At 70.2% G+C, this 25,228-nt stretch carries 21 protein-coding genes and 1 rRNA gene; all 22 read left to right on the top strand.

The window, feature by feature from the left end:
- The first annotated feature begins 6 nt into the window (after positions 1-6).
- The 22 genes from BJ991_RS13875 to BJ991_RS13770 all read left to right on the top strand — a co-directional run bounded on the left by BJ991_RS13875 (position 7) and on the right by BJ991_RS13770 (position 24,970).
- Positions 7-663: an ABC transporter permease subunit gene (locus BJ991_RS13875; RefSeq protein WP_179490905.1), complete on the top strand. Its 657-nt coding sequence runs from the start codon at positions 7-9 to the stop codon at positions 661-663.
- On the top strand, positions 660-1,574 hold the full coding sequence (locus BJ991_RS13870; protein WP_246301103.1) for an amino acid ABC transporter permease: 915 nt from the start codon (positions 660-662) through the stop codon (positions 1,572-1,574). The genes BJ991_RS13875 and BJ991_RS13870 overlap by 4 nt, the downstream gene beginning before the upstream one ends.
- Positions 1,575-1,627: 53 nt before the next feature.
- Positions 1,628-2,692 (top strand): phenylalanine--tRNA ligase subunit alpha, encoded by a 1,065-nt coding sequence (pheS, locus tag BJ991_RS13865; RefSeq protein WP_179490901.1) that lies wholly within the window; start codon positions 1,628-1,630, stop codon positions 2,690-2,692.
- Positions 2,692-5,223, top strand: a complete 2,532-nt coding sequence (gene pheT, locus BJ991_RS13860; RefSeq protein ID WP_179490899.1) for a phenylalanine--tRNA ligase subunit beta — start codon at positions 2,692-2,694, stop codon at positions 5,221-5,223. Before pheS ends, pheT begins: the two co-directional genes overlap by 1 nt.
- Before the next feature lie 28 nt (positions 5,224-5,251).
- Positions 5,252-5,989, top strand: coding sequence for a dienelactone hydrolase family protein (locus BJ991_RS13855; RefSeq protein WP_179490897.1), 738 nt, complete (start codon positions 5,252-5,254; stop codon positions 5,987-5,989).
- A 41-nt stretch (positions 5,990-6,030) separates the two neighbouring features.
- Complete coding sequence (locus BJ991_RS13850; protein WP_179490895.1) at positions 6,031-6,798, top strand: ABC transporter ATP-binding protein; 768 nt, start codon at positions 6,031-6,033, stop codon at positions 6,796-6,798.
- Positions 6,780-8,360: a hypothetical protein gene (locus BJ991_RS13845; RefSeq protein WP_179490893.1), complete on the top strand. Its 1,581-nt coding sequence runs from the start codon at positions 6,780-6,782 to the stop codon at positions 8,358-8,360. Before BJ991_RS13850 ends, BJ991_RS13845 begins: the two co-directional genes overlap by 19 nt.
- A gap of 81 nt (positions 8,361-8,441) precedes the next feature.
- Positions 8,442-9,422 carry an NAD-dependent epimerase/dehydratase family protein gene (locus tag BJ991_RS13840; protein ID WP_179490891.1) on the top strand — a complete coding sequence of 327 codons (981 nt, stop codon included), beginning with the start codon at positions 8,442-8,444 and terminating at the stop codon, positions 9,420-9,422.
- Between the two features lie 215 nt (positions 9,423-9,637).
- Entirely contained in the window at positions 9,638-10,729 is a 1,092-nt protein-coding gene (gene argC, locus BJ991_RS13835) for an N-acetyl-gamma-glutamyl-phosphate reductase (protein WP_179490889.1), read from the top strand.
- Entirely contained in the window at positions 10,726-11,883 is a 1,158-nt protein-coding gene (gene argJ / locus BJ991_RS13830; protein ID WP_179490887.1) for a bifunctional glutamate N-acetyltransferase/amino-acid acetyltransferase ArgJ, read from the top strand. Before argC ends, argJ begins: the two co-directional genes overlap by 4 nt.
- Entirely contained in the window at positions 11,880-12,779 is a 900-nt protein-coding gene (gene argB, locus BJ991_RS13825; RefSeq protein ID WP_179490885.1) for an acetylglutamate kinase, read from the top strand. Before argJ ends, argB begins: the two co-directional genes overlap by 4 nt.
- Positions 12,776-14,032, top strand: coding sequence for an acetylornithine transaminase (locus tag BJ991_RS13820; RefSeq protein WP_179490883.1), 1,257 nt, complete (start codon positions 12,776-12,778; stop codon positions 14,030-14,032). Before argB ends, BJ991_RS13820 begins: the two co-directional genes overlap by 4 nt.
- Positions 14,029-14,955 carry an ornithine carbamoyltransferase gene (argF, locus tag BJ991_RS13815; RefSeq protein ID WP_179490881.1) on the top strand — a complete coding sequence of 309 codons (927 nt, stop codon included), beginning with the start codon at positions 14,029-14,031 and terminating at the stop codon, positions 14,953-14,955. Before BJ991_RS13820 ends, argF begins: the two co-directional genes overlap by 4 nt.
- A gap of 15 nt (positions 14,956-14,970) precedes the next feature.
- Positions 14,971-16,146, top strand: coding sequence for a heparan-alpha-glucosaminide N-acetyltransferase domain-containing protein (locus BJ991_RS13810; protein ID WP_179490879.1), 1,176 nt, complete (start codon positions 14,971-14,973; stop codon positions 16,144-16,146).
- Positions 16,143-17,573, top strand: a complete 1,431-nt coding sequence (argH, locus tag BJ991_RS13805; RefSeq protein ID WP_179490877.1) for an argininosuccinate lyase — start codon at positions 16,143-16,145, stop codon at positions 17,571-17,573. Before BJ991_RS13810 ends, argH begins: the two co-directional genes overlap by 4 nt.
- Positions 17,574-17,631: 58 nt before the next feature.
- Positions 17,632-18,279 (top strand): SatD family protein, encoded by a 648-nt coding sequence (locus BJ991_RS13800; protein ID WP_179490875.1) that lies wholly within the window; start codon positions 17,632-17,634, stop codon positions 18,277-18,279.
- Positions 18,276-18,989: a hypothetical protein gene (locus BJ991_RS13795; RefSeq protein ID WP_179490872.1), complete on the top strand. Its 714-nt coding sequence runs from the start codon at positions 18,276-18,278 to the stop codon at positions 18,987-18,989. The genes BJ991_RS13800 and BJ991_RS13795 overlap by 4 nt, the downstream gene beginning before the upstream one ends.
- A gap of 55 nt (positions 18,990-19,044) precedes the next feature.
- Complete coding sequence (locus BJ991_RS13790; RefSeq protein WP_179490870.1) at positions 19,045-19,995, top strand: aldo/keto reductase; 951 nt, start codon at positions 19,045-19,047, stop codon at positions 19,993-19,995.
- A gap of 73 nt (positions 19,996-20,068) precedes the next feature.
- A complete protein-coding gene (gene tyrS, locus BJ991_RS13785) occupies positions 20,069-21,373 on the top strand; it encodes a tyrosine--tRNA ligase (RefSeq protein WP_343048771.1) in 1,305 nt (434 codons plus the stop codon).
- Positions 21,374-21,377: 4 nt separating this feature from the next.
- Positions 21,378-22,214 carry a DUF4184 family protein gene (locus tag BJ991_RS13780; RefSeq protein ID WP_179490868.1) on the top strand — a complete coding sequence of 279 codons (837 nt, stop codon included), beginning with the start codon at positions 21,378-21,380 and terminating at the stop codon, positions 22,212-22,214.
- 62 nt (positions 22,215-22,276) lie between these two features.
- Entirely contained in the window at positions 22,277-22,912 is a 636-nt protein-coding gene (locus tag BJ991_RS13775; protein ID WP_179490866.1) for a UdgX family uracil-DNA binding protein, read from the top strand.
- Between the two features lie 534 nt (positions 22,913-23,446).
- Positions 23,447-24,970 (top strand): 16S ribosomal RNA (locus BJ991_RS13770).
- Positions 24,971-25,228: the final 258 nt, after the last annotated feature.

Here is a 25,228-nt window from a genome sequence, read left to right as displayed (position 1 = left end):
GCGCGAGTGGGCGTCATCACCGACAATCTGGATCTCTGGCAGGAGACCCTGATCGGCACGCTCATACTGTTCATCGCAGGCGGATTGCTGGCGCTCATCCTCGGCACGATCGTCGGGGCCATGCGCGTGTCGCCCATCCCCGTCGCCCGCGCGGTCGGCACCGCGTATGTCAACACGATCCGCAACACTCCGCTCACGCTCGTGTTCTTCGCGTTCGCCTTCGCACTGCCGCCGCTGCTCGGGCTACGGCTCACCGCGCCGGTGTCGCTCACGCTCGCGATCTTCGCCCTCGGCATCTACACGGCGACCTATGTCGCCGAGACGATCCGATCGGGCATCAACACCGTGCCGGTCGGGCAGGCCGAGGCCGCACGCGCTCTCGGGCTCACGTTCGGGCAGGTGATGAGCCAGGTCGTGATGCCGCAGGCGTTCCGCTCGGTCATCCCGCCGATGATGAGCGTGTTCATCGCGCTCCTCAAGAACACGACGGTGGCGGCCGGCTTCTCGGTCGTGAACCTCGGCTCGATCCGCAGCTACATGAGCGAGCGGGGTGAGAACCAGTTCCTCGTGATCCTGTGGGTCATGTTCATCTTCGTCGTGCTGGTGCTGCTGCTCTCGTGGGCGCAGCGAGCTCTCGAGAACCGATGGAAGGTGACGCGATGAGCTCGTCGGTCCTGTACGACGTCCCCGGCCCGCGGGCGATCGTCCGCAACCGCATCCTCGGTGTCATCACGATCCTCGTCGTCGCCGGGATCATCGGATTCTTCGTCTGGCGGCTGGCCGTCACGGGGCAGTTCTCCGCCGAGAAGTGGGCCGCCTTCACCTACACGAACGTGTGGATCCAGATCGGGCTCGCGACGCTGCGCACGTTGAGCGCGTTCGCTGTCGCCGCGGTCGGCGCTCTCGCGCTCGGCTTCATCCTCGCGCTCGGGCGCCTCTCGCTGCACCGGTGGATGCGCTGGCCGGCCGGATCGCTCGTCGAGGTGCTGCGCGCGATCCCCGTCCTGATCTTCATGTTCCTGCTGTACTACGGCCTGCCTGTGCTCGGCATCCGCATGGATCCGTACTGGGCGGTCGTGATCGCGCTCATCGCGTACAACGGGTCGGTGCTCGCCGAGGTCATCCGGGCCGGCGTCGAGTCGCTGCCGCGCGGCCAGAGCGAGGCCGGGTACGCGATCGGACTGCGCAAGGCGGGCGTCATGCGCCTGATCCTCCTTCCCCAGGCGATCCGGGCGATGCTGCCGGTGATCATCGCGCAGCTCGTCGTGACCCTGAAGGATACGGCGCTGGGCTTCATCATCACGTACCCCGAGCTGCTGTTCTACGCGCGCTTCATCGGGTCGCAGTCGACGCTCGGCTCGCCGATCGTGCCCGCCACGATCATCGTGGGTGCGATCTACATCGGCCTGTGTCTGATCCTGTCCGCGATCGCGACGCTCGTCGAACGGCGCCTTCGCAGCTCGGCCCGCACGCCCCGCGTCGCGGGCGCGAACCAGCCGACGCAGGAGGTCACCGACACCGAGCTCATCGCGATGCAGAAGGGCGCGGGCAAGTACGACGCACAGGGCCTCTGAGCGAGAGCGGGGCGCGCGAGGCGCACTCGCCGCCGTCGGTAGACTCGGTACTCGTGTCCCACGCACCCGAGAACTCCGTCGCCGCTCCGGCGCAGATCAGCCCTGAGGCGGTCGAGAGTGCAGTCCAGGCCGCGCTCGACGCGATCGCCGCGGCATCCGACTCCGCCTCCCTCAAGGCCGCACGCGCCGCGCACGCCGGCGAGGGCTCGCCGCTCGCGAAGCTCAGCGCGCGCCTGCGCGACGTCCCGCCCGAGAAGAAGGCCGAGTTCGGCAAGCTCGTCGGGCAGGCGCGCGGCCGGGTGACCCAGGCATTCGCGACGCGCGAGCAGGAGGTCATCGAGGCCGAGACGGCCGCCCGCCTCGAGGCGGAGCGCGTCGACATCACGGCGCTCCCGAGCCGCGCGCGCGTGGGTGCGCGGCATCCGATCTCCCTTCTTCAAGAAGAAGTCGCCGACATCTTCGTCGGCATGGGGTGGGAGATCGCGGAAGGCCCCGAGCTCGAGCACGAGTGGTTCAACTTCGACGCGCTCAACTTCGACGAGGACCACCCCGCGCGCCAGGAGCAGGACACGTTCTACGTCGACCCGATCGCGCGCCACCTCGTGATGCGCACGCACACGAGCCCCGTGCAGGTGCGCTCGATGCTCGAGCGCGACCTCCCGATCTATGTGCTGTGCCCCGGGCGTGTGTACCGCACCGACGAGTTCGACGCGACGCACCTGCCCGTGTTCACGCAGTTCGAGGGGCTCGTCGTCGACAAGGGCATCACGATGGCCCACCTCAAGGGCACGCTCGACCACGCGGCGCGCGTGCTGTTCGGCCCCGAGGCGAAGACCCGGTTCCGCGCGAACTTCTTCCCCTTCACGGAGCCGTCCGCGGAGCTCGACCTGTGGCACCCGACCTTCAAGGGCGGCGCTCGGTGGATCGAGTGGGGCGGCTGCGGCATGGTCAACCCGAACGTGCTGCGCGCGGCGGGCATCGACCCCGAGGAGTACTCCGGCTTCGCGTTCGGCATGGGCATCGAGCGCACGCTCATGTTCCGCAGCGACGTGCAGGACATGCGCGACATGGCCGAGGGCGACGTCCGTTTCAGTGAGCAGTTCGGGATGGTGGTGTGATGCGCGTCCCGCTTTCGTGGCTGCGTCAGTATGTGGACGTTCCGGCCGATGCCACGGCCGAGGACGTCCTCGCGGCGCTCGTGTCGGTCGGATTCGAGGAGGAGGACGTCCACCGCTTCGAGCTCCAGGGTCCGATCGTCGTCGGCGAGGTGCTCGACTTCGTCGAGGAGCCGCAGTCGAACGGCAAGACGATCCGCTGGTGCCACGTGCAGGTCGCGCCGGACGGAGAGACCGCGGCCGACGGCGGACCCGCGGTGCACGGCGTCGTGTGCGGTGCGCGCAACTTCTTCGTGGGCGACAAGGTCGTCGTGACGCTGCCCGGGTCGGTGCTTCCCGGCCCGTTCCCGATCGCGGCGCGCAAGACCTACGGACACGTCTCCGACGGCATGATCGCATCGGCGAAGGAGCTCGGCCTCGGCAGCGAGCACTCCGGCATCCTGCGCCTCGTCGAGCTCGGCGTCGACGCGCCCGTCGGCACCGACGCGGTCGCGCTGCTCGGCCTCGACGACGTCGCGATCGACATCAACGTCACGCCCGACCGCGGCTACGCGCTCTCGATCCGCGGCGTCGCGCGCGAGTACTCGCACGCGACCGGCGCGGAGTTCCGCGACCCCGCGGCGCGCTACGCCTCCGACGACCTCGCCCCGGGCTCCGGCTTCCCGATCGCGGTGGACGACGAACACCCGATCCGCGGGCGGGTCGGCGCATCCGAGTTCGTCGTCCGCGTCGTGCGCGACGTCGACCCCACCAAGCCCACCCCGCCGTGGATGGTCGCGCGGCTCGGGCTCGCCGGCATCCGCTCTCTCGGAATCCTCATCGACATCACCAACTACGTGATGCTCGAGCTCGGCAACCCGATCCACGGCTACGACCTCGACAAGCTGCAAGGCGGCATCACGGTGCGTCGCGCGCACGCGGGCGAGAAGCTCGAGACGCTCGACGGCCAGCTGCGCACGCTCAATGCGGAAGACCTGCTCATCACCGACGACTCGGGTCCGATCGGCCTCGCCGGCGTCATGGGCGGTGGGACGACCGAGATGTCGGATGCCACGCGCAACGTCCTCATCGAGGCGGCGATCTTCGACACCGTGTCGATCGCGCGCACCGCACGTCGGCACAAGCTGCCCAGCGAGGCGTCGCGGCGCTTCGAGCGCGGCGTCGACCCGGCGATCCCGTTCGTCGCAGCCCGCCGCGTCGCCGACCTCATGGTCGAGTACGCGGGCGGAACCCTCGATCCCGCGTACGGCGGCGCGCTCTTGGCCGAGATCGAGCGCACGACGATCGGCCTTCCCGCCGGCTTCGTGTCGGGCCTCATCGGCGTCGACTACGCGGCGGAGCAGATCGCGGGCGCGCTTCGCCTCATCGGATGCGACGTCACGACGACCTCGGACGGCTGGACGGTCGTGTCGCCGACCTGGCGCCCCGACCTCACCGACAAGTGGACGCTCGCGGAAGAGGTCGCCCGCATCGAGGGATACGACCAGATCCCGTCGGTGCTGCCGCTTCCGCCGTCGGGCCGCGGCCTGACGCCGGCGCAGCAGGGCCGCCGTCGCGTGGCGAACGCGCTCGCCGCGGCGGGCTTCGTCGAGACGCCGTCGTTCCCGTTCACGACCGAGGAGCAGAACGACCTGCACGGCTCCGCGTCGGGCGGGCACCTGCCGAGCATCCGTCTCGCCAACCCCCTCGACGGGCAGGCGCCGTTCCTGCGCCGTTCGCTCGTGCCGGGCCTGCTTCAGGTCGCGCACCGCAACGTCTCGCGCGGCTTCACCGACCTCGCGCTCTTCGAGACCGGGAGCGTGTTCCTGCCCGAGCCCGGTGTGGCGTACGGCACCTCCTTCATCCCGCCGCTGGCCGTGCGACCGGATGCCGCGACCCTCGCCGAGCTCGACGCGTCGATCCCCCCGCAGCGCCGTCACGTCGCGGTGCTCCTGGCGGGCAACCTCGTCGCGAAGCAACCCGGTCAGCCGGCTGTGGCGGCCGAGCTGGCCGACGCGCTCGACGCCGTCCGCACGATCGCCGCGGCGGCCGGGGTTTCAGTCGTCGTCGAGCAGGGGGAGCGCGCGGCGCTGCACCCGGGGCGCACGGGCGTGCTGTCGGTCGACGGCGCCGAGGTGGGCTACGTCGGCGAACTGCTGCCGGCGGTCGCCGAGGCATCCGACCTTCCCGGTCGTGTGATCGTGGCCGAGCTCGACCTCGACCTCGTGCTCTCGCTCTCGGGCGAGCGCGTCGTCGCGTCATCGCTGTCGGGCTTCCCGGCCGCCACGCAGGACGTGTCGCTCGTCGTGGGCGCCGACGTGCCGGCGGCCGAGGTGCGCGACGCGCTCGCCGAGGGATCGGGAGATCTGCTCGAGTCGCTGCGGCTCGTCGACGACTACCGCGGCCAGGGGCTTCTCGACGGCACGAAGAGCCTCACGTTCGCGCTGCGCTTCCGCGCGCCCGACCGCACGCTCACGGCGGCCGAGGCGAGCGAGGCGAAGCTCGCGGGCGTCGCGCTCGCAGCCGAGCGGTTCGGAGCCTCGCTCCGCGAGTAACGGGTGCAGACGGGGGTAGCGTGGCGTCATGTCCGAGACGATCACCCTCGAAGCCCACGGCGAGCCGTTCGACGTGTACCTCGCGCGCCCTCCGGGAGAGCCGGTGGGCGGGCTCGTGCTCATCCACGAGATCTGGGGCCTCGTCGACCACATCAAGGACGTCGCCGACCGCTACGCCGCCGAGGGGTGGCTCGTGGCGGCACCCGACATCCTGAGCCACGCGGGAGTGGAGCCGGCACTCGGGGCGGAGCTGTTCGCGATCCGGACCGGCGCCGACGAGGAGGCGAAGGCCGCGACCCAGCCCCGCATGCGCGAGGCGATGTCCGCCGCGCATGCGCCCGACTACGCGAAATGGGCCGTCGCGGCTTTGCGCGCGACCGTCGATCGCCTCGTCGAGGAGCCCGGCGTCGGCGAGCGCGTCGCCGTGACCGGGTTCTGCTTCGGCGGCACGTACGCCTTCGCGCTCGCGGCGGCCGACGACCGCATCCGTGCCGCCGTCCCGTTCTACGGCACCGCGCCCCGGTCCGACCGGATCGCGAACATCACGTCGCCCGTCCTCGCCCTCTACGGGCGGCACGACCCCGCGCTCATCGACGCGCTCCCCGACGTGACGAAGGCGATGGCCGACGCGGGTGTCTCGTTCGAGAGCGTCGTCTACCCCCAGGCCGGGCACGCGTTCTTCAACGACACCGGTCCGCGATACGACGTGGATGCCGCCGCCGACGCGTGGCGGCGCGTACTCGCGTTCCTCCGCGAGCACGTCTGACGCGGGATCCGCGTGTCCCACACGCATTAGGGTCGAGGGTGATGAGCCTCACAACCGCTCCCGCCCTCCAGCTGGCGGGCCTCGTCAAGAGCTTCGGTCCCAAGGTCGCGGTCGCGGGCCTCGATCTCGTTGTTCCCACGGGTTCGTTCTTCGGGCTCGTCGGCCCGAACGGCGCCGGCAAGACGACCACGCTGTCGATGGCGACCGGCCTGCTGCGGCCCGACGCCGGAAGAGCGTGGGTGCACGGGATCGACGTGTGGGAGCATCCGGTCGAGGCCAAGCGCATCATCGGCAATCTCGCCGACGGCGTGCAGCTGTTCGACCGGCTGACCGGCGAGCAGCTCATCACGTACACCGCGATGATGTTCGGAATACCGCGCCCCGAGATCGCGGGGCGCGTGGCCGACCTGCTCGAGCTCATGGGGCTGCAGGAGGCGGCGGGAACGATCGTCGCCGACTACTCGGCCGGCATGACCAAGAAGATCGCGCTCGCCTGCGCGCTCGTCAACGCGCCGCGGCTGCTCGTGCTCGACGAGCCGTTCGAATCGGTCGACCCCGTGTCGGCGGCGAACATCGAGGACGTGCTGCGCGGCTACACCGCGTCCGGCGGCACGGTGATCGTCTCGAGCCACTCGATGGACCTCGTCCAGCGCATGTGCGACCACGTCGCCGTCATCGCCGAGGGGCGAGTGCTCGCGGCGGGCACGGTCGAGGAGGTCCGCGCCGGCCAGACCCTGCAGGAGCGGTTCCTGTCGCTCGTCGGAGGCCGCCACGTGTCGGAGGGACCGCAGTGGTTGCGACAGTCCTGAGGCTCCGCTACCGCGTCCTCGGCAACACGCTCGCCCGTCGCCCGTGGCAGCTCGTCGGATTCTGCATCGGACTGCTGTGGGCGCTGTGGGCGCTCGTCGCGGTGGTCGCCGGGCTCATCGCACTGAGCACGCTCCAGGGGCTCGACGTCGCGCGCGCAGTCGCCGTGCTCGCCGGGTCGGCACTGATCCTGGGCTGGTCTCTCGGCCCGGTGCTCGTGGCAGGAACGGAGTCCACGGTCGACGCCCGGCGACTCGCCCCGTTCCCGCTGACGACACGGCAGATCATGCTCGCGCTGGCTGCCACGGGCCTCACCGGCATCCCGGGGATCGCCTCGAGCATCGCGGGGCTCGCGACCGTCGTGCTGTGGCTGCGGTGGCCGGCGGCGGCCGCGATCGCGCTTCCGTCGGCGGCGCTCGGAGTGCTCACCTGCGTCGTGGCGAGCCGCCTCGTGACGACGCTGTCGTCCGGCCTGGGAGGCCACCGGCGGGGTCGCGAGATCTTCGGCACGATCGTACTGGGCATCGTGATCATGACCGGCCCGATCATCACGGGGATCATCGCGCTGCTCGATGCCGCCGGCGATGTGCTCGGCCGTTTCGCGCAGGCCGCCGCCGTGCTCGGATGGACGCCGATCGGCGCCGCGTGGGCCGTTCCCGGAGATGCCGCGGCAGGGGACTGGCTCACGGCCCTCGCCAAGTTCGTCATCGCGGGGGCCACGCTCGTCGTCCTCTGGCTCCTGTGGGCGCGGGCGCTCGAGGCATCCGTCACCGCTCCGCCGCGTGAGACCGCCCGCACCGTCGCGCCGGGCCGTCTCGGCTTCTTCTCCGTCATGCCCACGGGCGGAATCGGCGCGACCTGGGCCCGCTCGCTCACGGCGTGGCTTCGCGATCCGCGCTATCTGCGCCAGCTCATCTTCGTCCCGCTGTTCCCCGTGCTCTTCGCGTTCACGACCGGGCTCGACGGCTGGCTGTTCACCGCGTCACCGCTCATGGTCGCGCTGATCCTGTCGATCGCGGGCTACGCCGACATCTCGTACGACGGCACGGCGTTCGCGTCGGTGCTGTCGACGGGCGTCAGCGGCCGGGCGGATCGCTGGGGAAGGCTCGTGGGCGCCGCATCCGTCGGGGTTCCGGCCGTCATCTTCGTGTCGACCGTGACGACGGCGATCGCGGGCACGTGGGGTCAGCTCCCGGCGGTGCTCGCGGCCGCCCTCGCGATCCTGCTCGGCGGCTACGGCGTCTCGGCCGTCTCGTCCGCGCTCATCGTCGTCCCGGTGCCGGCCGCCGGCGACAGCCCGTTCAAGACCGTGCCCGGCCAGACGTTCGTCAACGGCCTGCTCGTGTTCCTCGTGCTCGGCCTGACGATCGCGCTGTCCGCGCCCGCCATCGTGCTCGCGATCGTCTCGACGCTGATGTCGTCGGCGCTGCTCGGGTGGATCGCGCTCGTCGTCGCCCTCGTCGTCGGCGCGGGCATCATCGTCGGCGGTGTCCTCGTGGGCGGGCGCACGCTCGAGCGCACGGGCCCCGACCTGCTCGCGCGCATCAAGGCCTTCCCCTCCTGATCGGGCCCCGCGTTCCTGCCGGAGGTTCCGCCCTGAGCGGAAACGATGCCGCCGCCGCGCCGCCTCTGCTGGGATGAGCCCATGACGAACGTTCTCATCCTCGGCGGAACCGGCTGGCTGAGCGGATGGGTCGCCCGTCGCTGGCTCGAGGCGGGTGCGAGCGTGACGTGCCTCGCGCGCGGCGCGCGACCGGCGCCCGAGGGTGCTGAGCTCGTCGTGGCGGATCGCGCCGAGCCCTATCCGTACGCGGCGGTCGCGGAGCGCGAGTGGGACGAGATCGTCGACATCTCGTCGCGCGCCGAGCACGTCGCAGCGGCTGTGCAGGCGCTCGGTCCGCGCACGAAGCACTGGACGTACGTCTCCACGATCTCGGTGTACGCCGACGCCACGGCGGTCGGCGCCGACGAGTCCGCGCCGCTGGCCGAGCCGGCCGAGCCCGGCGACGAGTACGACTACAGCCGCGAGAAGGTGGCGGCCGAGGCATCCGTCCGCTCCGCCGTCGGCGACCGCGCGGCCATCGTGCGCGCGGGACTCATCGTCGGCCCCGGCGACCCGACAGATCGGTTCGGGTACTGGGTCTCGCGCTTCGCGCTCGCGGGGGAGGAGCCCGCGCTCGTGCCGGCGGCCAGGGGCCTCATGGCGCAGGTCATCGACGTCGACGACCTCGCCGCCTATATCGTCGCGGTCGGTCGAGGCAGGTGGAGCGGCACCGCCAACGCGACGGGCGATCCGATGCCGTTCACCGAGTTCGTCGAACTCGCGCGGCGGGCCGCGGGGCACAGCGGCGAGCTCGTGACGGCCGATCCCGAGTGGCTCGCCGCGCATGAGGTCGACCACTGGATGGGACCGCGCTCGCTGCCATTGTGGCTGCCCGCCGACATGCCCGGCCACTCGACGCGCACGAACGCCGTCTACCGCTCGACCGGGGGAACGCTGCGCCCCGTCACCGAGACGCTGGCCCGCACGCTCGACGACGAACGCGCCCGCGGCCTCGACCGCGAACGGCAGTCGGGCCTGTCCCGCGCCGACGAGCTCGCGCTGATCGCCGAGCTCTCCGGCTGACGCCCGGTCACGATTTGCGGATGCCGCGCCACGCCCGCTATCGTCGGCCCATGCTTTCGGCGAACCGGGGTCTTGAGACGCTCTTCACGAGCGCCGTCCCCGCGCGCCGACGTCTGCCTCGCCGACTCTAGGCGACCCCGCGTCGCGCCCGCTCGGCGGGCATCTGCGGGAGTCGCCCGTCTCTGGCCCCGATCCGCAGACAATAAGGTTGAAGCATGACCTATTCGGTCGCCGTATCCGGCGCATCCGGCTATGCGGGAGGCGAGATCCTCCGCCTTCTGGCCGCGCACCCCGATATCGAGATCCGCACCGTCACGGCGCATTCGAACGCCGGCCAGCCCCTCATCGAGCACCAGCCGCACCTGCGTTCGCTCGCTCACCTCGAGCTGCAGGAGACGACCCCCGAGATCCTCGCGGGCCACGACATCGTGTTCCTCGCGCTGCCGCACGGCCAATCCGGTCAGTACACGGACGCCCTCGGCGACGTGCCGCTCATCATCGACGCGGGCGCCGATCACCGGCTCGAGTCGGTCGCGGATTGGGATCGCTTCTACGGCGGTTCCTTCCACGATCCGTGGACGTACGGTGTGCCCGAGCTCCCGTTCCGCGGCGGCAAGCAGCGCGAACGGCTCGTGGGGGCGACCCGCATCGCGGCTCCGGGCTGCAACGCATCGACCGTGAGCCTGTCGCTCGCGCCGGGCGTCGCGGCGGGTGTCATCGACCCGTCCGACATCGTGAGCGTACTCGCGGTCGGCCCGTCCGGCGCGGGCAAGAGCCTCAAGCCGCATCTGCTCGGAAGCGAGCTGCTCGGCACGGCGAACCCGTACGCGGTCGGCGGCGTGCACCGCCACATCCCCGAGATCCGGCAGGCGCTCGCGGCGGCGCGGGTGACGGATGCTGACGCTTCGTCTCGCTCCTCTCGCTCAGCGACCGGTGATGAGGGCATCCGCATCTCGTTCACTCCCGTCCTCGTGCCGATGGCGCGCGGGATCCTCGCGACGTCGTCCGCGCCGATCGCGCCGGGGGCGACGGATGCCGACATCCGCGGCGCGTGGGAGGCGGCGTACGGCGACGAGACGTTCGTGCAGCTGCTGCCGGAGGGGTCGTTCCCGCGCACAGCCGATGTGCTCGGCGCCAACACCGCGCTCATGGGGCTGGCGATCGACCGTGCCGCGAACCGCGTCGTGGTCGTGACCGCCGTCGACAACCTCGTGAAGGGCACGGCGGGCGCCGCCGTCCAATCGATGAACATCGCGCTGGGCCTTTCCGAGGACCGCGCCCTCACCGTGAACGGAGTCGCGCCGTGAGCGTCACCGCAGCGATGGGCTTCGAGGCGGCGGGCGTCGCCGCCGGGCTGAAGTCGACCGGCAGGTCGGATGTGGCGGTCGTCGTCAACCGCGGACCGCTCAAGGCCGGCGCGGCCGTCTTCACGAGCAACCGCGCCAAGGCGAACCCCATCCTGTGGTCGCAGCAGGCGATCCAGGACGGCGTCGTCGAGGCGATCGTCCTGAACTCCGGAGGCGCGAACTGCTTCACGGGGTCCTTCGGGTTCCAGACGACGCACCAGACCGCCGAGAAGGCGGCGGAGCTGCTCGGCGTGAGCCCGGGCGACGTCCTCGTGTGCTCGACGGGGCTCATCGGCACGGGCGACGAGGTCTTCCGCCAGAAGGTGCTCGAGGGCACCGAGCGGGCGATCGCGAGCCTTTCGGACGACGGCGGGGTCGCGGCATCCGAGGCCATCATGACGACCGACTCGCGGCCGAAGCGCTCCGAGCGCTCGCAAGACGGCTGGACGATCGGCGGAATGGCCAAGGGCGCGGGCATGCTCGCGCCGGGACTGGCGACGATGCTCGTTGTCCTCACCACCGACGCCGTGCTCACGTCCGACGAAGCCGACGCCCACCTGCGCGCCGCGGCGCGCGTCACGTTCGACCGCCTCGACTCCGACGGCTGCATGTCGACGAACGACCAGGTGACCCTCATGGCGAGCGGCGCGAGCGGCGTCACGCCCTCCCAGGAGAAGTTCCGCGCGCTGCTCACCGAGGTGTGCGACGACCTCGCGGCCCAGCTGCAGGCCGACGCCGAAGGCGCGAGCCACGACATCACGATCCGGGTGACGAACGCCGCGTCGGAGCACGAGGCGGTCGTCGTCGGACGCTCCGTCGCCCGCAACAACCTGTTCAAGGCGGCGATCTTCGGCAACGACCCGAACTGGGGCCGCGTCCTTGCGGCGATCGGCACGACGGACGCCGCGTTCGACCCGTACGACGTCGACGTGTGGATGAACGGCGTACGCGTGTGCACCGCCGGCGGCCCCGACCGGCCTCGCGAAGAGGTGGATCTCACTCCCCGCGCGACCGACGTGCTCATCGACCTCAAGACCGGACCCGCGTCGGCGACGATCCGCACGAACGACCTGACCCACGATTACGTGCACGAGAACAGCGCCTACTCCTCATGACCGATCTGCAGGACACCGACCCGGCCGAGGCATCCGCCAAGGCAGCGACGCTCATCGAGTCGCTGCCGTGGCTGCGGCGCTTCCGCGACCAGGTCATCGTGATCAAGTACGGCGGGAACGCGATGATCAGCGACGAGCTGCAGGACGCGTTCGCGGCCGACATCGCCTACCTGCGGTACGTCGGCGTCAAGCCTGTGGTCGTCCACGGGGGTGGGCCGCAGATCTCGTCGATGCTCGACCGGCTGGCGATCCCGAGCGAGTTCAAGGGCGGCTACCGCGTCACGAGCACCGAGGCGATCTCGGTCGTGCGCATGGTGCTGACGGGCCAGATCAACCCGCAGCTCGTGTCGAAGATCAACGCGCACGGGCCGTTCGCGACCGGGCTCTCGGGCGAGGACGCGGGCCTGTTCGGAGGCCGCCGCCGCGGTGTCGTCGTCGACGGCGTGGAGCACGACCTCGGACGCGTGGGTGACGTCGTGCAGGTCGACCCGCAACCCGTGCTCGACCACCTCGCCGCAGACCGCATCCCGGTGGTCTCGAGCATCGCTCCGGACCTCGACAACCCGGGCCACTCCTTGAACGTGAACGCGGATGCCGCGGCCGCCGCCCTCGCGGTCGCACTCGGCGCCGCGAAACTCGTCGTGCTCACCGACGTGCCGGGCCTGTACGCCGACTGGCCCGACCGCGACTCGCTCGTGTCGCACCTGACCGCCGACGAGCTGCGCGCGATGCTGCCGCGGCTCGAGTCCGGCATGATCCCGAAGATGCAGGCGTGCCTCGACGCGGTCGAGGGCGGCGTGGAGACCGCCGCGATCATCGACGGGCGAGTGCCGCACTCGGTGCTCGTGGAGATCTTCACCAGCAAGGGAATCGGAACAGAGGTGGTGGCAGGGTGACCGACAGCGACAAGGCGGCCTGGCAGGAGGACGCGGGGCGCGACCTCCTGCGCAACGCGGGGGACCGGCTCGCACTCATAGTGCGCGGCGAGGGCGCGCACGTGTGGGATGACGAGGGCCGACGCTACCTCGACTTCCTCGCCGGCGTCGCGGTCACGTCGCTCGGGCACGCGCACCCCGTGTTCGTCGACGCCGTGTCGAAGCAGGCCGCGAACCTCGCCCACGTCTCGAACTACTTCGCGACGCCGCCGCAGCTCGCGCTCGCCGCTCGCCTCAAGCGCCTCGCCGGCACCGGACCCTCGGGTCGCGTGTACTTCGGCAACTCCGGCGCCGAGGCGAACGAGGCCGCGTTCAAGCTCGCGCGCCTCCACGGCGGTTCGAAGCGGCCGCGCATCCTGTCGCTGCGCAACGCGTTCCACGGCCGCACGATGGGCACGCTCGCGCTCACCGGAAAGCCCGCGATGCAGGAGCCGTTCCTGCCGATGGTCGCGGGCGTCGAGCACATCGACTCGACCCTCGAGGCGCTCGAGGCCGAGATGGACGACCGCGTCGCCGCCCTGTTCGTCGAGCCGATCAAGGGCGAGGCGGGCGTCGTCGAGCTCCCCGACGGCTACCTGAAGGCCGCGCGAGAGCTCACCGAGAAGCACGGCGCGCTCCTGATCCTCGACGAGATCCAGACGGGCGCCGGCCGCACCGGAGCGTGGTTCGCCTTCCAGCACGACGGCATCACTCCCGACGCGATCACGGTTGCGAAGGGGATCGGCGGCGGCTTCCCGATCGGCGCGCTGATCACGTTCGGCGCCGCGGGCGATCTTTTCTTCCCGGGCAGCCACGGCTCGACGTTCGGCGGCAACGCCCTCGCCACGGCGGTCTCCGACGCGGTCCTCGCCGAGATCGAGTCCGCCGGGCTCGTCGACAACGCGGTGCAGCGCGGCGTCGAGCTGCGCCAGGCGGTCGACGCGATCGGCTCGCCGCTGGTGAGCGGATGCCACGGCCAGGGCCTTCTCATCGGCATCCGCCTCACCCACGCCGTCGCAGGGGCCGTCGCCGCGGCCGCGCAGCAGCACGGCCTCATCGTGAATCCCGTCAACGACGAGACGATCCGCATCGCGCCGCCGCTGACGATCGGCGACGAGGAGATCCGCGAGTTCGCCGAGCTGTTCGCCGCGGCGCTCGCGACGGTGGAGTCGGCTGTACTGCTCGACGCCGACACGGCGGTTGCCGCGACCGACCCCGAGGGGGTGACCGCGTGACCCGCCACCTGCTCCGTGACGACGACCTCACGCCGGCCGAGCAGGACGAGATCCTCGATCTCGCCGTCGCGCTCAAGAAGGATCGCTGGAAGCTCAAGCCCCTCGCCGGCCCCCAGACGGTCGCGGTGATCTTCGACAAGTCCTCGACGCGCACGCGCGTGTCGTTCGCGGTCGGCATCGCCGACCTGGGCGGCTCGCCCCTGGTCATCTCGACGGCCAACAGCCAGCTCGGCGGCAAGGAGACGCCCGCCGACACGGCGCGCGTGCTCGAGCGGCAGGTGGCCGCGATCGTGTGGCGCACCTACGCGCAGGCGGGCCTCGAGGAGATGGCCCGCGGAACGCGCGTGCCGGTCGTCAACGCGCTGAGCGACGACTTCCACCCGTGCCAGCTGCTCGCCGACCTGCTCACGATCCGCGAGCACAAGGGCGACCTGAAGGGGCTCACGCTCGCGTTCTTCGGCGACGGACGCTCGAACATGGCGCACTCGTACGTGCTCGCGGGCGTCACCGCCGGCATGCACGTGCGCGTCGCGTCACCCGAGGACTACGCGCCGCGCGACGACGTGATCGCCGCCGCGGATCGTCGCGCCGCCGAGACGGGCGGCTCTGTCACGCTCTTCACCGACCCGAACGAGGCGGCGGCGGGGGCCGACGTCATCGTCACCGACACGTGGGTGTCGATGGGCAAGGAGGAGGAGAAGCTCGCGCGACTGCGCGACCTGGGCGCCTACAAGGTCACGCAGGAGCTCATGTCGCTGGCGCAGGGCGACGCGATCTTCATCCACTGCCTTCCGGCCGACCGCGGCTACGAGGTCGACGGCGAGGTGATCGACGGTCCGCAGAGCGTCGTGTGGGACGAGGCCGAGAACCGGCTCCACGCGCAGAAGGCCCTGCTGGTCTGGCTCCTGCGCCAGCAGGACTGACAGGAGCGGCCGCCGATGAGCGAAGGGGCCGAGCGTACTCCGACCGACAGCGGTCCGCGGACCCGGCCCTGGCTCGCGACCCGCTGGGATCGCCTCAACGGTCCCGCTCGCGTGGCGGGCGTCGACCTCGCGCGCGGGCTCGCCGTGCTCGGGATGTTCGCGGCCCATCTGCTGTGGATCCGCGAGATCTTCGACTGGGACGACCCCGCGACGTGGATCCACATCGTCGACGGCCGGTCGTCGATCCTGTTCGCGACGCTGGCGGGGGTCTCGATCGGCCTCGTGACGGGCGGGCCCTCGCCGCTGGCCGGCAGCGCCATGGGGACCGCCCGGCTGCGGCTCGTCGTGCGCGCGTTCCTGCTGTGGCTGCTCGGCCTGCTGCTCGACTCGACCGGCGTCCCGGTGTACGTCATCCTGCAGGCCTACGGAATCCTGTTCGTCCTCGCCGTGCCGTTCACCCGGCTTCGGGCGCGCACGCTGTTCGTCGTCGCGGGCGCGATCGCCCTCGTCATGCCCTTCGTCCAAGTGTGGCTCGACGCGAACCCGTTCTGGTTCACCGCGACCGGTGACCTCACCGCGACCGCGCTCGGCTGGCACTACCCGTTCACGGTGTGGATCGCGTTCGTGCTCGCGGGGCTCGGCGTCGCGCGGGCTGGGATCCTCCGCACGCGCGTGCAGGTCTGGACGCTCGCCGCCGGGGCAGCGCTCGCGACGGTCGGCTACGCCCTCCACGCCGTGAGCGGTTCGGATGCGGCATCCGAGCAGTCCTCGTTCTGGCCCGCGCTGTGGACGGCCCGTCCGCACTCGACCGGGCTCCTCGAAGTCATCGGCACGGGCGGGTTCGCGCTCGCGGTGATCGCGGCGTGCGTGCTCCTGTGCCGCACCTTCGTCGTGTGGATCGTCCTCCCGCTGCGGGCGGTGGGTTCCATGCCCCTCACGGCCTATACCGCGCAGCTCCTCGTGTGGGCGTGGGTCGCGTCGATCGTGCTCGGCACGTCACGCGACCTCGCGGGCTTCCGCGATCTCGAGCCCTTCGTGCCCTTCGCGGTGTGGACGGTGATCGGATGCACCGCGTGGGCGCTCCTCGTCGGGCGGGGTCCGCTCGAGTGGGCGTTCGACCGGTTGACGCGTCTCGTCGTGAAGGAGCCGGCCGATCACGGGCGACAGCCCCTCGATAGGGTGGAGCGGTGAGCGACGAGAAGGCCGACGGCACCAACCCCGGCGCCCTGTGGGGCGCGCGTTTCGCGGGCGGACCCTCGCCCGAGCTCGCGGCGCTGAGCGTGTCGACGCACTTCGACTGGGACCTCGCGCTGTACGACATCGCCGGCTCGCATGCCCACGCCGCCGCGCTCGCCGCCGCCGGCTACCTCACCGAGGGCGAGGAGCGCCGTATGCACGCGGGCCTCGACGCGCTCGCGCGACGCGTGTCGGACGGGTCTCTGCGCCCCGGCCCCGACGACGAGGACGTGCACGGCGCGCTCGAGACGGCGCTCATCGCCGAGGTCGGCCCGGAGCTCGGCGGCAAGCTGCGTGCCGGCCGCAGCCGCAACGACCAGATCGCGACGCTCGTGCGGCTGTACCTGCTCGACCACGCGCGCACGATCGCGCGCGAGCTCCTCCGCGTGATCGACGCGCTCGTCGCGCAGGCCGAAGCCCACCCGGACGCGATCATGCCCGGGCGCACGCACCTGCAGCACGCACAGCCGATTCTGCTCGCCCACCACCTTCAGGCGCACGCGTGGCCGCTCGTGCGCGAGCTGGAGCGCCTGCGGGACTGGTCGGCACGGGCATCCGTCTCGCCCTACGGCGGAGGCGCGCTCGCCGGCTCGACGCTCGGTCTCGACCCGCAGCTCGTCGCGACGCGGCTGGGGCTCTCGCGCCCCGCCGAGAACTCGCTCGACGGAACGGCCGCACGCGATGTCGTCGCCGAGTTCGCGTTCATCGCGGCGATGATCGGCGTCGACTTGTCGCGCCTGGCCGAGGACGTCATCATCTGGAACACGCGCGAGTTCGGCTTCGTGCGCCTCGATGACGCCTATTCGACGGGGTCGAGCATCATGCCGCAGAAGAAGAACCCCGACATCGCCGAGCTCGCGCGCGGCAAGTCGGGGCGGCTCATCGGCAACCTGTCGGGGCTGCTCGCGACGCTCAAGGGACTCCCTCTCGCGTACAACCGCGATCTGCAGGAGGACAAGGAGCCCGTGTTCGACTCCGTCCGCACGCTCGAGATCGTGCTTCCGGCGGTGGCGGGCATGATCGCGACGATGACGTTCGACACCGAGCGCATGGCCGAGCTCGCGCCGCAGGGCTTCTCGCTCGCGACCGATGTCGCGGACTGGCTCGTGAAGCGGGGCATCCCGTTCCGTGAGGCCCACGAGATCTCGGGCGCGCTCGTGCGGCTGTGCGAGCAGCAGGGGATCGAGCTGCACGAGGCCACCGATGAGATGCTCGCGGCGGTCACGCCGCGCCTGGAGCCCGAGGTCCGCGAGGTGCTGACGATCGAGGGGTCGGTCGCGAGCCGCGACGGCATCGGGGGCACGGCTCCGGTGCGAGTGGCCGAGCAGCGCACGGAGCTCGTGGCCCGGGCACAGTCGGCCGTGCACGCCCTGGGCTTATAAGATCAATAAATAAGTCTAGGACTTATATTTCTCGTTTATAAGGCGTACGCTGGACGTCATGACCGTCGCAGTCATCGCCGACCTCGTCGGCTCGCGCAGGATGCCCGACCGCTCGGGCGCGCAGCACACCCTCGAATCCGCCATCGCGCGGGTCGAGCAGGACCTGCCCGTCGCGCGCGAGCCGCTGAGTCCGACGGTGGGCGATGAGCTTCAGGGCGTCTACGACGCGCTGCCCGACGCGCTCAGCTCGCTCCTGCTGCTGCAGCTCGCCCTGCCGGACGGCGTCGAGTGCCGGTTCGGCATCGGGATCGGCGACATCGGCCCCGTCGCCTCCTCGACCGCGACGCTGTCGGACGGCGCCGGCTGGTGGTCGGCTCGGGCCGCGATCGACACCGTCCACCGCCTGCAGAAGCGCACCGCGCCGAACGCGCGCACGTGGATCGTCGCCTCCCCGGAGCAGGATGACACCATGCGCCCCTCCGTCGACCTCGCCAACGCATACGCGCTCGCACGCGACCAGCTCGTCACATCGATGAACGAACGCGCCCGGAGACTGACGTACGGACGGTGCCTCGGTGTGAGCCAAGCCGCCCTCGCGAAAGAGGAGGGCGTGACGCAGCCGGCCGTGTCGCAGGTGCTTGCGGCGGCCGGCGCATCCGCCGTCGTCGAGGGGTTCCTCGCTCTCCGAGCGGAGCGGGCCGCGTGATCCTCGCGGGCGTGACGCTGCTCGCCGTCGGGGGAGCGGACCTCATTCGCCAGTTCCTGCCGCCCAGGCGGCGCTGGATGGTGCAGGTCGCCGCGGCGCTGGTGCTGTTCCTCGTGGCATCCGGATTCGACGCCGCGGTGTGGGCGTTCGTCGCGATCGCCGCCGCCGCGATCTGGGTCTTCGTCGTGCCGTCGAACGGATCGGGACGCGCCGGCTTCTGGCCCGTCGCGGGGCTCGCGGTGCTGTGCGCGGCCGCCGTGTCGACGATCGGGCTGCGTGAGTCCACCGGGCCGCTCGGGGACGTGTGGCAGGTCTCCGGGCCGAATGGAGTGGTCCACCCGGATGCGGCGATCCTGCTCGTCGGGACGATCGCGTTCCTCCTCGAATCCGGCAACGTCGTCGTGCGCACCGCGCTGCGCGAGGAGGCCGTCGCCGACGAGGCCGACACCGAAGGCGAGCCGGGGCTCAAGGGCGGACGCCTCATCGGCCCGCTCGAGCGGGTGCTCGTGTTCGCGCTCACCCTCGCGGGCGCCTACACGCTGCTGGCGGCGATGCTCGCGGCGAAGGGCATCGTGCGGTTCCCCGAGATCTCGCGCGACACGGCCACCGGCAACCGCGCGGAGTACTTCCTCGTCGGCAGCCTCGTGAGCTGGGTCGCGGCGCTCGCGAGCGCGCTGCTGGTGTGGTGGGCGTTCGCGACCCTGCTCTGAGCGGCCGCCGGGTGCGCTTGACTTCGAGTGCACTCGAAGTTGCACGCTGGGAGCCATGACGACGACACCTCCCACCACGCCGCTGGTTCTCGGCGCGATGATGTTCGGCACGACGATCGACGAGGAGACGTCGTTCGCGCTGCTCGACCGGTTCGTCGAGCGCGGCGGCGTCTGGATCGACACCGCGGACTGCTACAGCTTCTGGGCGAGCGAGTCCGGGCAGGGCGGCGACAGCGAGCGCGTCATCGGCCGGTGGCTCGCGGCGCGGCCCGGCGTGCGGGATCGCGTCCGCATCTCGACGAAGCTCGGCGCCGAGCCGCTGTGGGCCGGCTCCTGGCCGGAGCACCGCGCCGGACTGTCGCGCCGCGCCGTGCTCGACGCCTTCGCCGGCAGCCTCGACCGCCTGGGAGTGGACTCCGTCGACCTGCTGTGGCTTCACCAGGAGGACCGCACGGTCCCGATCGAGGAGACGGTCGACGCGCTGGCGGAGCTCACGGGCAGAGGACTCGCTCGCCGCGTCGGCGCCTCCAACCACCCCGCGTGGCGTGTCGAGCGAGCCCGCGCGCACGCGCGCTCGATCGGCGCGCTTCCCATCGACGCGATGCAGCTGAACAGCACGTACCTGCGCGTGCGTCCGGGCACGCGCCCGCCCGGCGTCGTGCACCCGTTCGGCGTGCTGAGCGACGAGCAGCTCGACTACGCGAGGGTGAACGGGCTCGAGGTGTGGGCGTACACGCCCCTGCTGTCGGGCGCGTACGACAACCCCGCGAAGGAGATCCCCGAGGTCTACGACCACCCGGGCACCGCGCGGCGCCTCGAGGCGCTCGACGCTGTCGCGTCCGAGCTCGGCGCCCCGCGCGGGCAGGTCGTGCTCGCGTGGCAGGTGGCGCGCGGCATCCGTCCCATGCTCGGCGGCAGCCGCGTCGACCAGCTCGACGTCGCCCTCGACGGTGTGCGTCTCGCGCTGTCGCCCGCGCAGCTCGAGCGTCTCTCCTCCCCAGCGTGACCGACTCGACGGATGCCTCGCCCGCCCGTCGCGCGTGGCGAGGCATCCGCGTCTCGCTGATAGCCTGAAACGCGTGTCTACGCCCCTCGTGAGCGCGACCACCCCGGCCAACGATCCCTCGTTCGAGAACGTGTGGGATGAGGTTGTCTGGCGTGGGCTCGTGCATGTGTCCACCGATCAGGACGCGCTGCGCGCGCTGCTGAGCGGAGACCCGATCACGTATTACTGCGGCTTCGACCCGACCGCGCCGAGCCTGCACCTCGGCAACCTCGTGCAGCTCATCACGATGCGCCGGCTGCAGCTCGCGGGGCACAAGCCGCTCGGGCTCGTCGGCGGCTCGACCGGGCTCATCGGCGACCCGCGCCCGAGCGCCGAACGCACGCTCAACACGAAGGAGACGGTCGCGGAGTGGGTCGAGCGCCTGCGCGCGCAGGTCGAGCGGTTCCTGAGCTTCGACGGCGAGAACGCGGCGCGCATCGTCAACAATCTCGACTGGACGGCGCCGCTGTCGGCGATCGACTTCCTGCGCGACATCGGCAAGCACTACCGCGTGAGCACGATGCTCAAGAAAGACGCGGTCGCCGCGCGCCTCAGCTCCGAGGCCGGCATCAGCTACACCGAGTTCAGCTACCAGATCCTGCAGGGACTCGACTACCTCGAGCTGTACCGCCAGTACGGCTGCGTGCTGCAGACGGGCGGCTCCGACCAGTGGGGCAACCTCACGAGCGGCGTCGACCTCATCCACTACGTCGAGCACGCGTCGGTTCACGCGATCGGCACGCCGCTCATCACGAACAGCGACGGCACGAAGTTCGGCAAGAGCGAGGGCAACGCGATCTGGCTCGATGCCGAGATGTGCAGCCCGTACCGCATGTACCAGTTCTGGCTGAACACGCACGACGACGACGTGATCTCGCGCATGAAGGTCTTCACCTTCCTCACGCGCGACGAGATCGAGGAGTACGAGCGCCTCGTGGCGTCCGAGCCGTTCCGGCGCGAGGCGCAGCGGAGACTGGCTCTCGAGGTCACGAGCTTCGTGCACGGTCCGGATGCCACGGCCGCGGTCATCGCGGCATCCGACGCCCTCTTCGGCCAGGGCGACCTCTCGACGCTCGACGCCGACACGCTGCGGACCGCGCTCGAGGAGCTGCCGAACGCCACCGCCGCGAGCGGCACGCCCGTCGTGCAGGCGCTCGTCGACACGGGCCTCGTGTCGAGCCTCAGCGAGGGGCGTCGCGCGATTGCCCAGGGCGGTGTGTCGCTCGACGGCGCGCGCGTCGAGGACGACACCGCAGTCGTGACCGGCTCGCTGCCGGGCGGAGTCTCGGTGCTGCGGCGCGGCAAGAAGACGCTCGCCGGGCTCTTCGTGCGCGGCTAGGCGCATGCCGTTCACGCCGAGCCACGCGGTCGTCACCCTGCCGTTCCTTCGCACGCCGCTGGTTCCGGCCGCGATCGCCGTGGGCGCGATGACCCCCGACCTGCCGCTGTTCGTGCGCGGAACCCCCATCCGCTACGGGTGGACGCACGACCTCCTGTGGCTGCCGGCGACCCTCGTCCTTGCGCTCGCGCTGCTGCTCGTGTGGCGGTGCGCACTGCGGCCCGCGGTCCGCGAGCTGTCGCCGCGGCCGCTCGCCGCGCGGCTTCCGCGGGAATGGGACTCGGGCGCGACCGCCGCGCTGCGCGAGACGTTCGGGCTGCGCCCGACGGGTGAGACGGATGCCCCGCCGCGACGTCCGTGGGTGACGGTGCTGCTGCTCGGGGCGTCGCTCGCGATCGGCGTGGTGTCGCACATCGTGTGGGACCTGTTCACGCACGAGGGGCGGTGGGGGGTCGCCGCGATGCCCGCTCTCGACGAGGCGTGGGGTCCCCTCGACGGATACAAGTGGCTGCAGCACGGCTCGAGCGTCGTCGGTCTCGTGATCCTGGCGGTGTGGGGCCTCGTGTGGCTCGCGCGTCGGCCCGAGGCATCCGTCTCTCGCGTCCTTCCCGGGTGGGTGCGCTCGGCGTGGCTGCTGTCGCTCCCGGCGATCCTCGTGGCGGCGCTCGTCATCGGGTACGCGGTGTGGGGTCCGTTCACCGCACAGTTCACGCCGCAGCACCTGGCATATCGGATGCTCCCGCCCGCGAGTGCCGTGTGGGGCGTCCTCACCCTCGCGCTGTGCACCGTGGTACAGGCCGTGCGCGGCGTTCGCCGCCGCGCCGCCGTGGGCGCACGCTAGCCCGTCGCGGGGCGCGGCGCCAGGGGTCTGCGGTCGCGGCACCCGGGCCGTAGCGTCGGAGCATGGGCGAGCCGGAGCGGCCGGGCGCGGAGCCGTGGGTTCCTGCGGATGCCGGCATCGACGAGCTGCGGGAGGCGTCGCAGAGCTGCCGCGGGTGCGAGCTGTGGAAGGACGCGACGCAGGCGGTGTTCGGCGACGGCGACGACCGTGCGCGGATCATGCTCGTGGGGGAGCAGCCCGGCGACCGCGAGGATCTCGCCGGCGAGCCGTTCGTCGGACCGGCGGGGCGCGTGCTCGACGAGGCGCTCGCCGTGGCGGGGATCCCGCGCGGGTCTGTGTACCTGACGAACGCGGTGAAGCACTTCCGGTTCCAGCCGCGCGGGAAGCGCCGCATCCACGAGAAGCCCACGGTCGCCCACATCAACGCCTGCCACGCGTGGCTCGAGGCCGAGTCCCGCGTCGTCGACCCCGACGTTGTGGTGTGCCTCGGGACGACCGCGGCGCGCGCCGTCCTCGGGCGTACTGTGCGCATCGGGCAGGAGCGCGGCCGGCCGCAGCGGCACGGGGGAGTGCTCGTGGTCGTGACGGTGCATCCGTCTTCCGTCATCCGCATCCGCGAGGACGACGCCCGAGCCGCCGCGCGGGCCGAGCTCGCGGCGGATCTGAGGGAGGCGGCTCGCGCCGCGAAGAGGGCGTGAGAGGCATCGCCGATTGCCGACCCGGGGGCTCCGGATGCCGCGACACGCCCGGGTTGCGAGGACGATTTGGCGGCGCGCACACGAGCCACGTACAGTATTCGTTGTTCGCCCCAAAGGAGCGCGGTGAGGCTCGCAGCCTCCCCTCCTCAAGCGGAGAACATCTCCTCCTCGAAACACCGTCGATCGACTCGCGTCGATCGCCAGGATGCGAGCAGGATGCCCTTCCTGAGACGCCCGGTCTCAACCGGTCGGAGGCTCGCTGAGAGCGCCGGCGCAGATTTGACCGGATCCGCCCGGAGGGGCTAAGATAGAGAGGTTGCCCTGCAGGGAAGGTCGAGAGGCCTGAAGGCAGGAGCGTCCGATCCTTGAGAACTCAACAGCGTGCACTTGTCAAATGCCAATTTATTTCCGCTGGCCATTTTTTGGTTGGTGGGGGTTTTTGGATCAATTCATGGATTGTCAGTGATGGCATTCTGTTTTGGTCATGATTGAACTCGCCGAGCCTGGTCTGTTGATTGGGTTTGGTTTTCGTTTTTTACGGAGAGTTTGATCCTGGCTCAGGATGAACGCTGGCGGCGTGCTTAACACATGCAAGTCGAACGGTGAACATGGAGCTTGCTCTGTGGGATCAGTGGCGAACGGGTGAGTAACACGTGAGCAACCTGCCCCAGTCTCTGGGATAAGCGCTGGAAACGGCGTCTAATACTGGATATGTGCTCCTGCCGCATGGTGGGGGTTGGAAAGATTTATCGGTCTGGGATGGGCTCGCGGCCTATCAGCTTGTTGGTGAGGTAATGGCTCACCAAGGCGTCGACGGGTAGCCGGCCTGAGAGGGTGACCGGCCACACTGGGACTGAGACACGGCCCAGACTCCTACGGGAGGCAGCAGTGGGGAATATTGCACAATGGGCGCAAGCCTGATGCAGCAACGCCGCGTGAGGGATGACGGCCTTCGGGTTGTAAACCTCTTTTGGCAGGGAAGAAGCCTTCGGGTGACGGTACCTGCAGAAAAAGCACCGGCTAACTACGTGCCAGCAGCCGCGGTAATACGTAGGGTGCAAGCGTTATCCGGAATTATTGGGCGTAAAGAGCTCGTAGGCGGTTTGTCGCGTCTGCTGTGAAATCCCGAGGCTCAACCTCGGGCCTGCAGTGGGTACGGGCAGACTAGAGTGCGGTAGGGGAGATTGGAATTCCTGGTGTAGCGGTGGAATGCGCAGATATCAGGAGGAACACCGATGGCGAAGGCAGATCTCTGGGCCGTAACTGACGCTGAGGAGCGAAAGGGTGGGGAGCAAACAGGCTTAGATACCCTGGTAGTCCACCCCGTAAACGTTGGGAACTAGTTGTGGGGTCCTTTCCACGGATTCCGTGACGCAGCTAACGCATTAAGTTCCCCGCCTGGGGAGTACGGCCGCAAGGCTAAAACTCAAAGGAATTGACGGGGACCCGCACAAGCGGCGGAGCATGCGGATTAATTCGATGCAACGCGAAGAACCTTACCAAGGCTTGACATACACTGGAAACGGCCAGAGATGGTCGCCCCGCAAGGTCGGTGTACAGGTGGTGCATGGTTGTCGTCAGCTCGTGTCGTGAGATGTTGGGTTAAGTCCCGCAACGAGCGCAACCCTCGTTCTATGTTGCCAGCACGTTATGGTGGGAACTCATGGGATACTGCCGGGGTCAACTCGGAGGAAGGTGGGGATGACGTCAAATCATCATGCCCCTTATGTCTTGGGCTTCACGCATGCTACAATGGCCGGTACAAAGGGCTGCAATACCGTGAGGTGGAGCGAATCCCAAAAAGCCGGTCCCAGTTCGGATTGAGGTCTGCAACTCGACCTCATGAAGTCGGAGTCGCTAGTAATCGCAGATCAGCAACGCTGCGGTGAATACGTTCCCGGGTCTTGTACACACCGCCCGTCAAGTCATGAAAGTCGGTAACACCTGAAGCCGGTGGCCTAACCCTTGTGGAGGGAGCCGTCGAAGGTGGGATCGGTAATTAGGACTAAGTCGTAACAAGGTAGCCGTACCGGAAGGTGCGGCTGGATCACCTCCTTTCTAAGGAGCACTGCACCCTTTGGGGTGTCAGAGCCGGTTTCGGGACGAATGTTTCCGGCCGGAGCTCATGGGTGGAACGTTTGACGAGGCTCCTGTCGGGGGGTTCTGGCTTTAGTACGCTGCTTTCGGGTGGTGGGAACGGGTTGGGGTGTCCCGGGTGGGGGCGTGCACGCTGTTGGGTCCTGAGGGACCGGGCGCACACCGGTTGGTGTGTGGCTTGGGGCCTCTGGGCCTTTTCTGGTCGCTGCGGTTGTGGTG

Source organism: Microbacterium immunditiarum, assembly GCF_013409785.1.
Classification (GTDB): domain Bacteria; phylum Actinomycetota; class Actinomycetes; order Actinomycetales; family Microbacteriaceae; genus Microbacterium; species Microbacterium immunditiarum.
The sequence above is the reverse complement of the archived record's forward strand: the minus strand, read 5'-3'. Positions and strand labels throughout refer to the sequence as shown.

Excerpts from the sequence above, each read along its gene's own strand:
- BJ991_RS13870 (WP_246301103.1), top strand. The coding sequence starts at position 660 with ATGAGCTCGTCGGTCCTGTACGACGTCCCCGGCCCGCGGGCGATCGTC.
- pheT (WP_179490899.1), top strand. The coding sequence starts at position 2,692 with ATGCGCGTCCCGCTTTCGTGGCTGCGTCAGTATGTGGACGTTCCGGCC.
- BJ991_RS13855 (WP_179490897.1), top strand. The coding sequence starts at position 5,252 with ATGTCCGAGACGATCACCCTCGAAGCCCACGGCGAGCCGTTCGACGTG.
- BJ991_RS13850 (WP_179490895.1), top strand. The coding sequence starts at position 6,031 with ATGAGCCTCACAACCGCTCCCGCCCTCCAGCTGGCGGGCCTCGTCAAG.
- BJ991_RS13840 (WP_179490891.1), top strand. The coding sequence starts at position 8,442 with ATGACGAACGTTCTCATCCTCGGCGGAACCGGCTGGCTGAGCGGATGG.
- argC (WP_179490889.1), top strand. The coding sequence starts at position 9,638 with ATGACCTATTCGGTCGCCGTATCCGGCGCATCCGGCTATGCGGGAGGC.
- argB (WP_179490885.1), top strand. The coding sequence starts at position 11,880 with ATGACCGATCTGCAGGACACCGACCCGGCCGAGGCATCCGCCAAGGCA.
- BJ991_RS13810 (WP_179490879.1), top strand. The coding sequence starts at position 14,971 with ATGAGCGAAGGGGCCGAGCGTACTCCGACCGACAGCGGTCCGCGGACC.
- BJ991_RS13800 (WP_179490875.1), top strand. The coding sequence starts at position 17,632 with ATGACCGTCGCAGTCATCGCCGACCTCGTCGGCTCGCGCAGGATGCCC.
- BJ991_RS13790 (WP_179490870.1), top strand. The coding sequence starts at position 19,045 with ATGACGACGACACCTCCCACCACGCCGCTGGTTCTCGGCGCGATGATG.
- BJ991_RS13780 (WP_179490868.1), top strand. The coding sequence starts at position 21,378 with ATGCCGTTCACGCCGAGCCACGCGGTCGTCACCCTGCCGTTCCTTCGC.
- BJ991_RS13775 (WP_179490866.1), top strand. The coding sequence starts at position 22,277 with ATGGGCGAGCCGGAGCGGCCGGGCGCGGAGCCGTGGGTTCCTGCGGAT.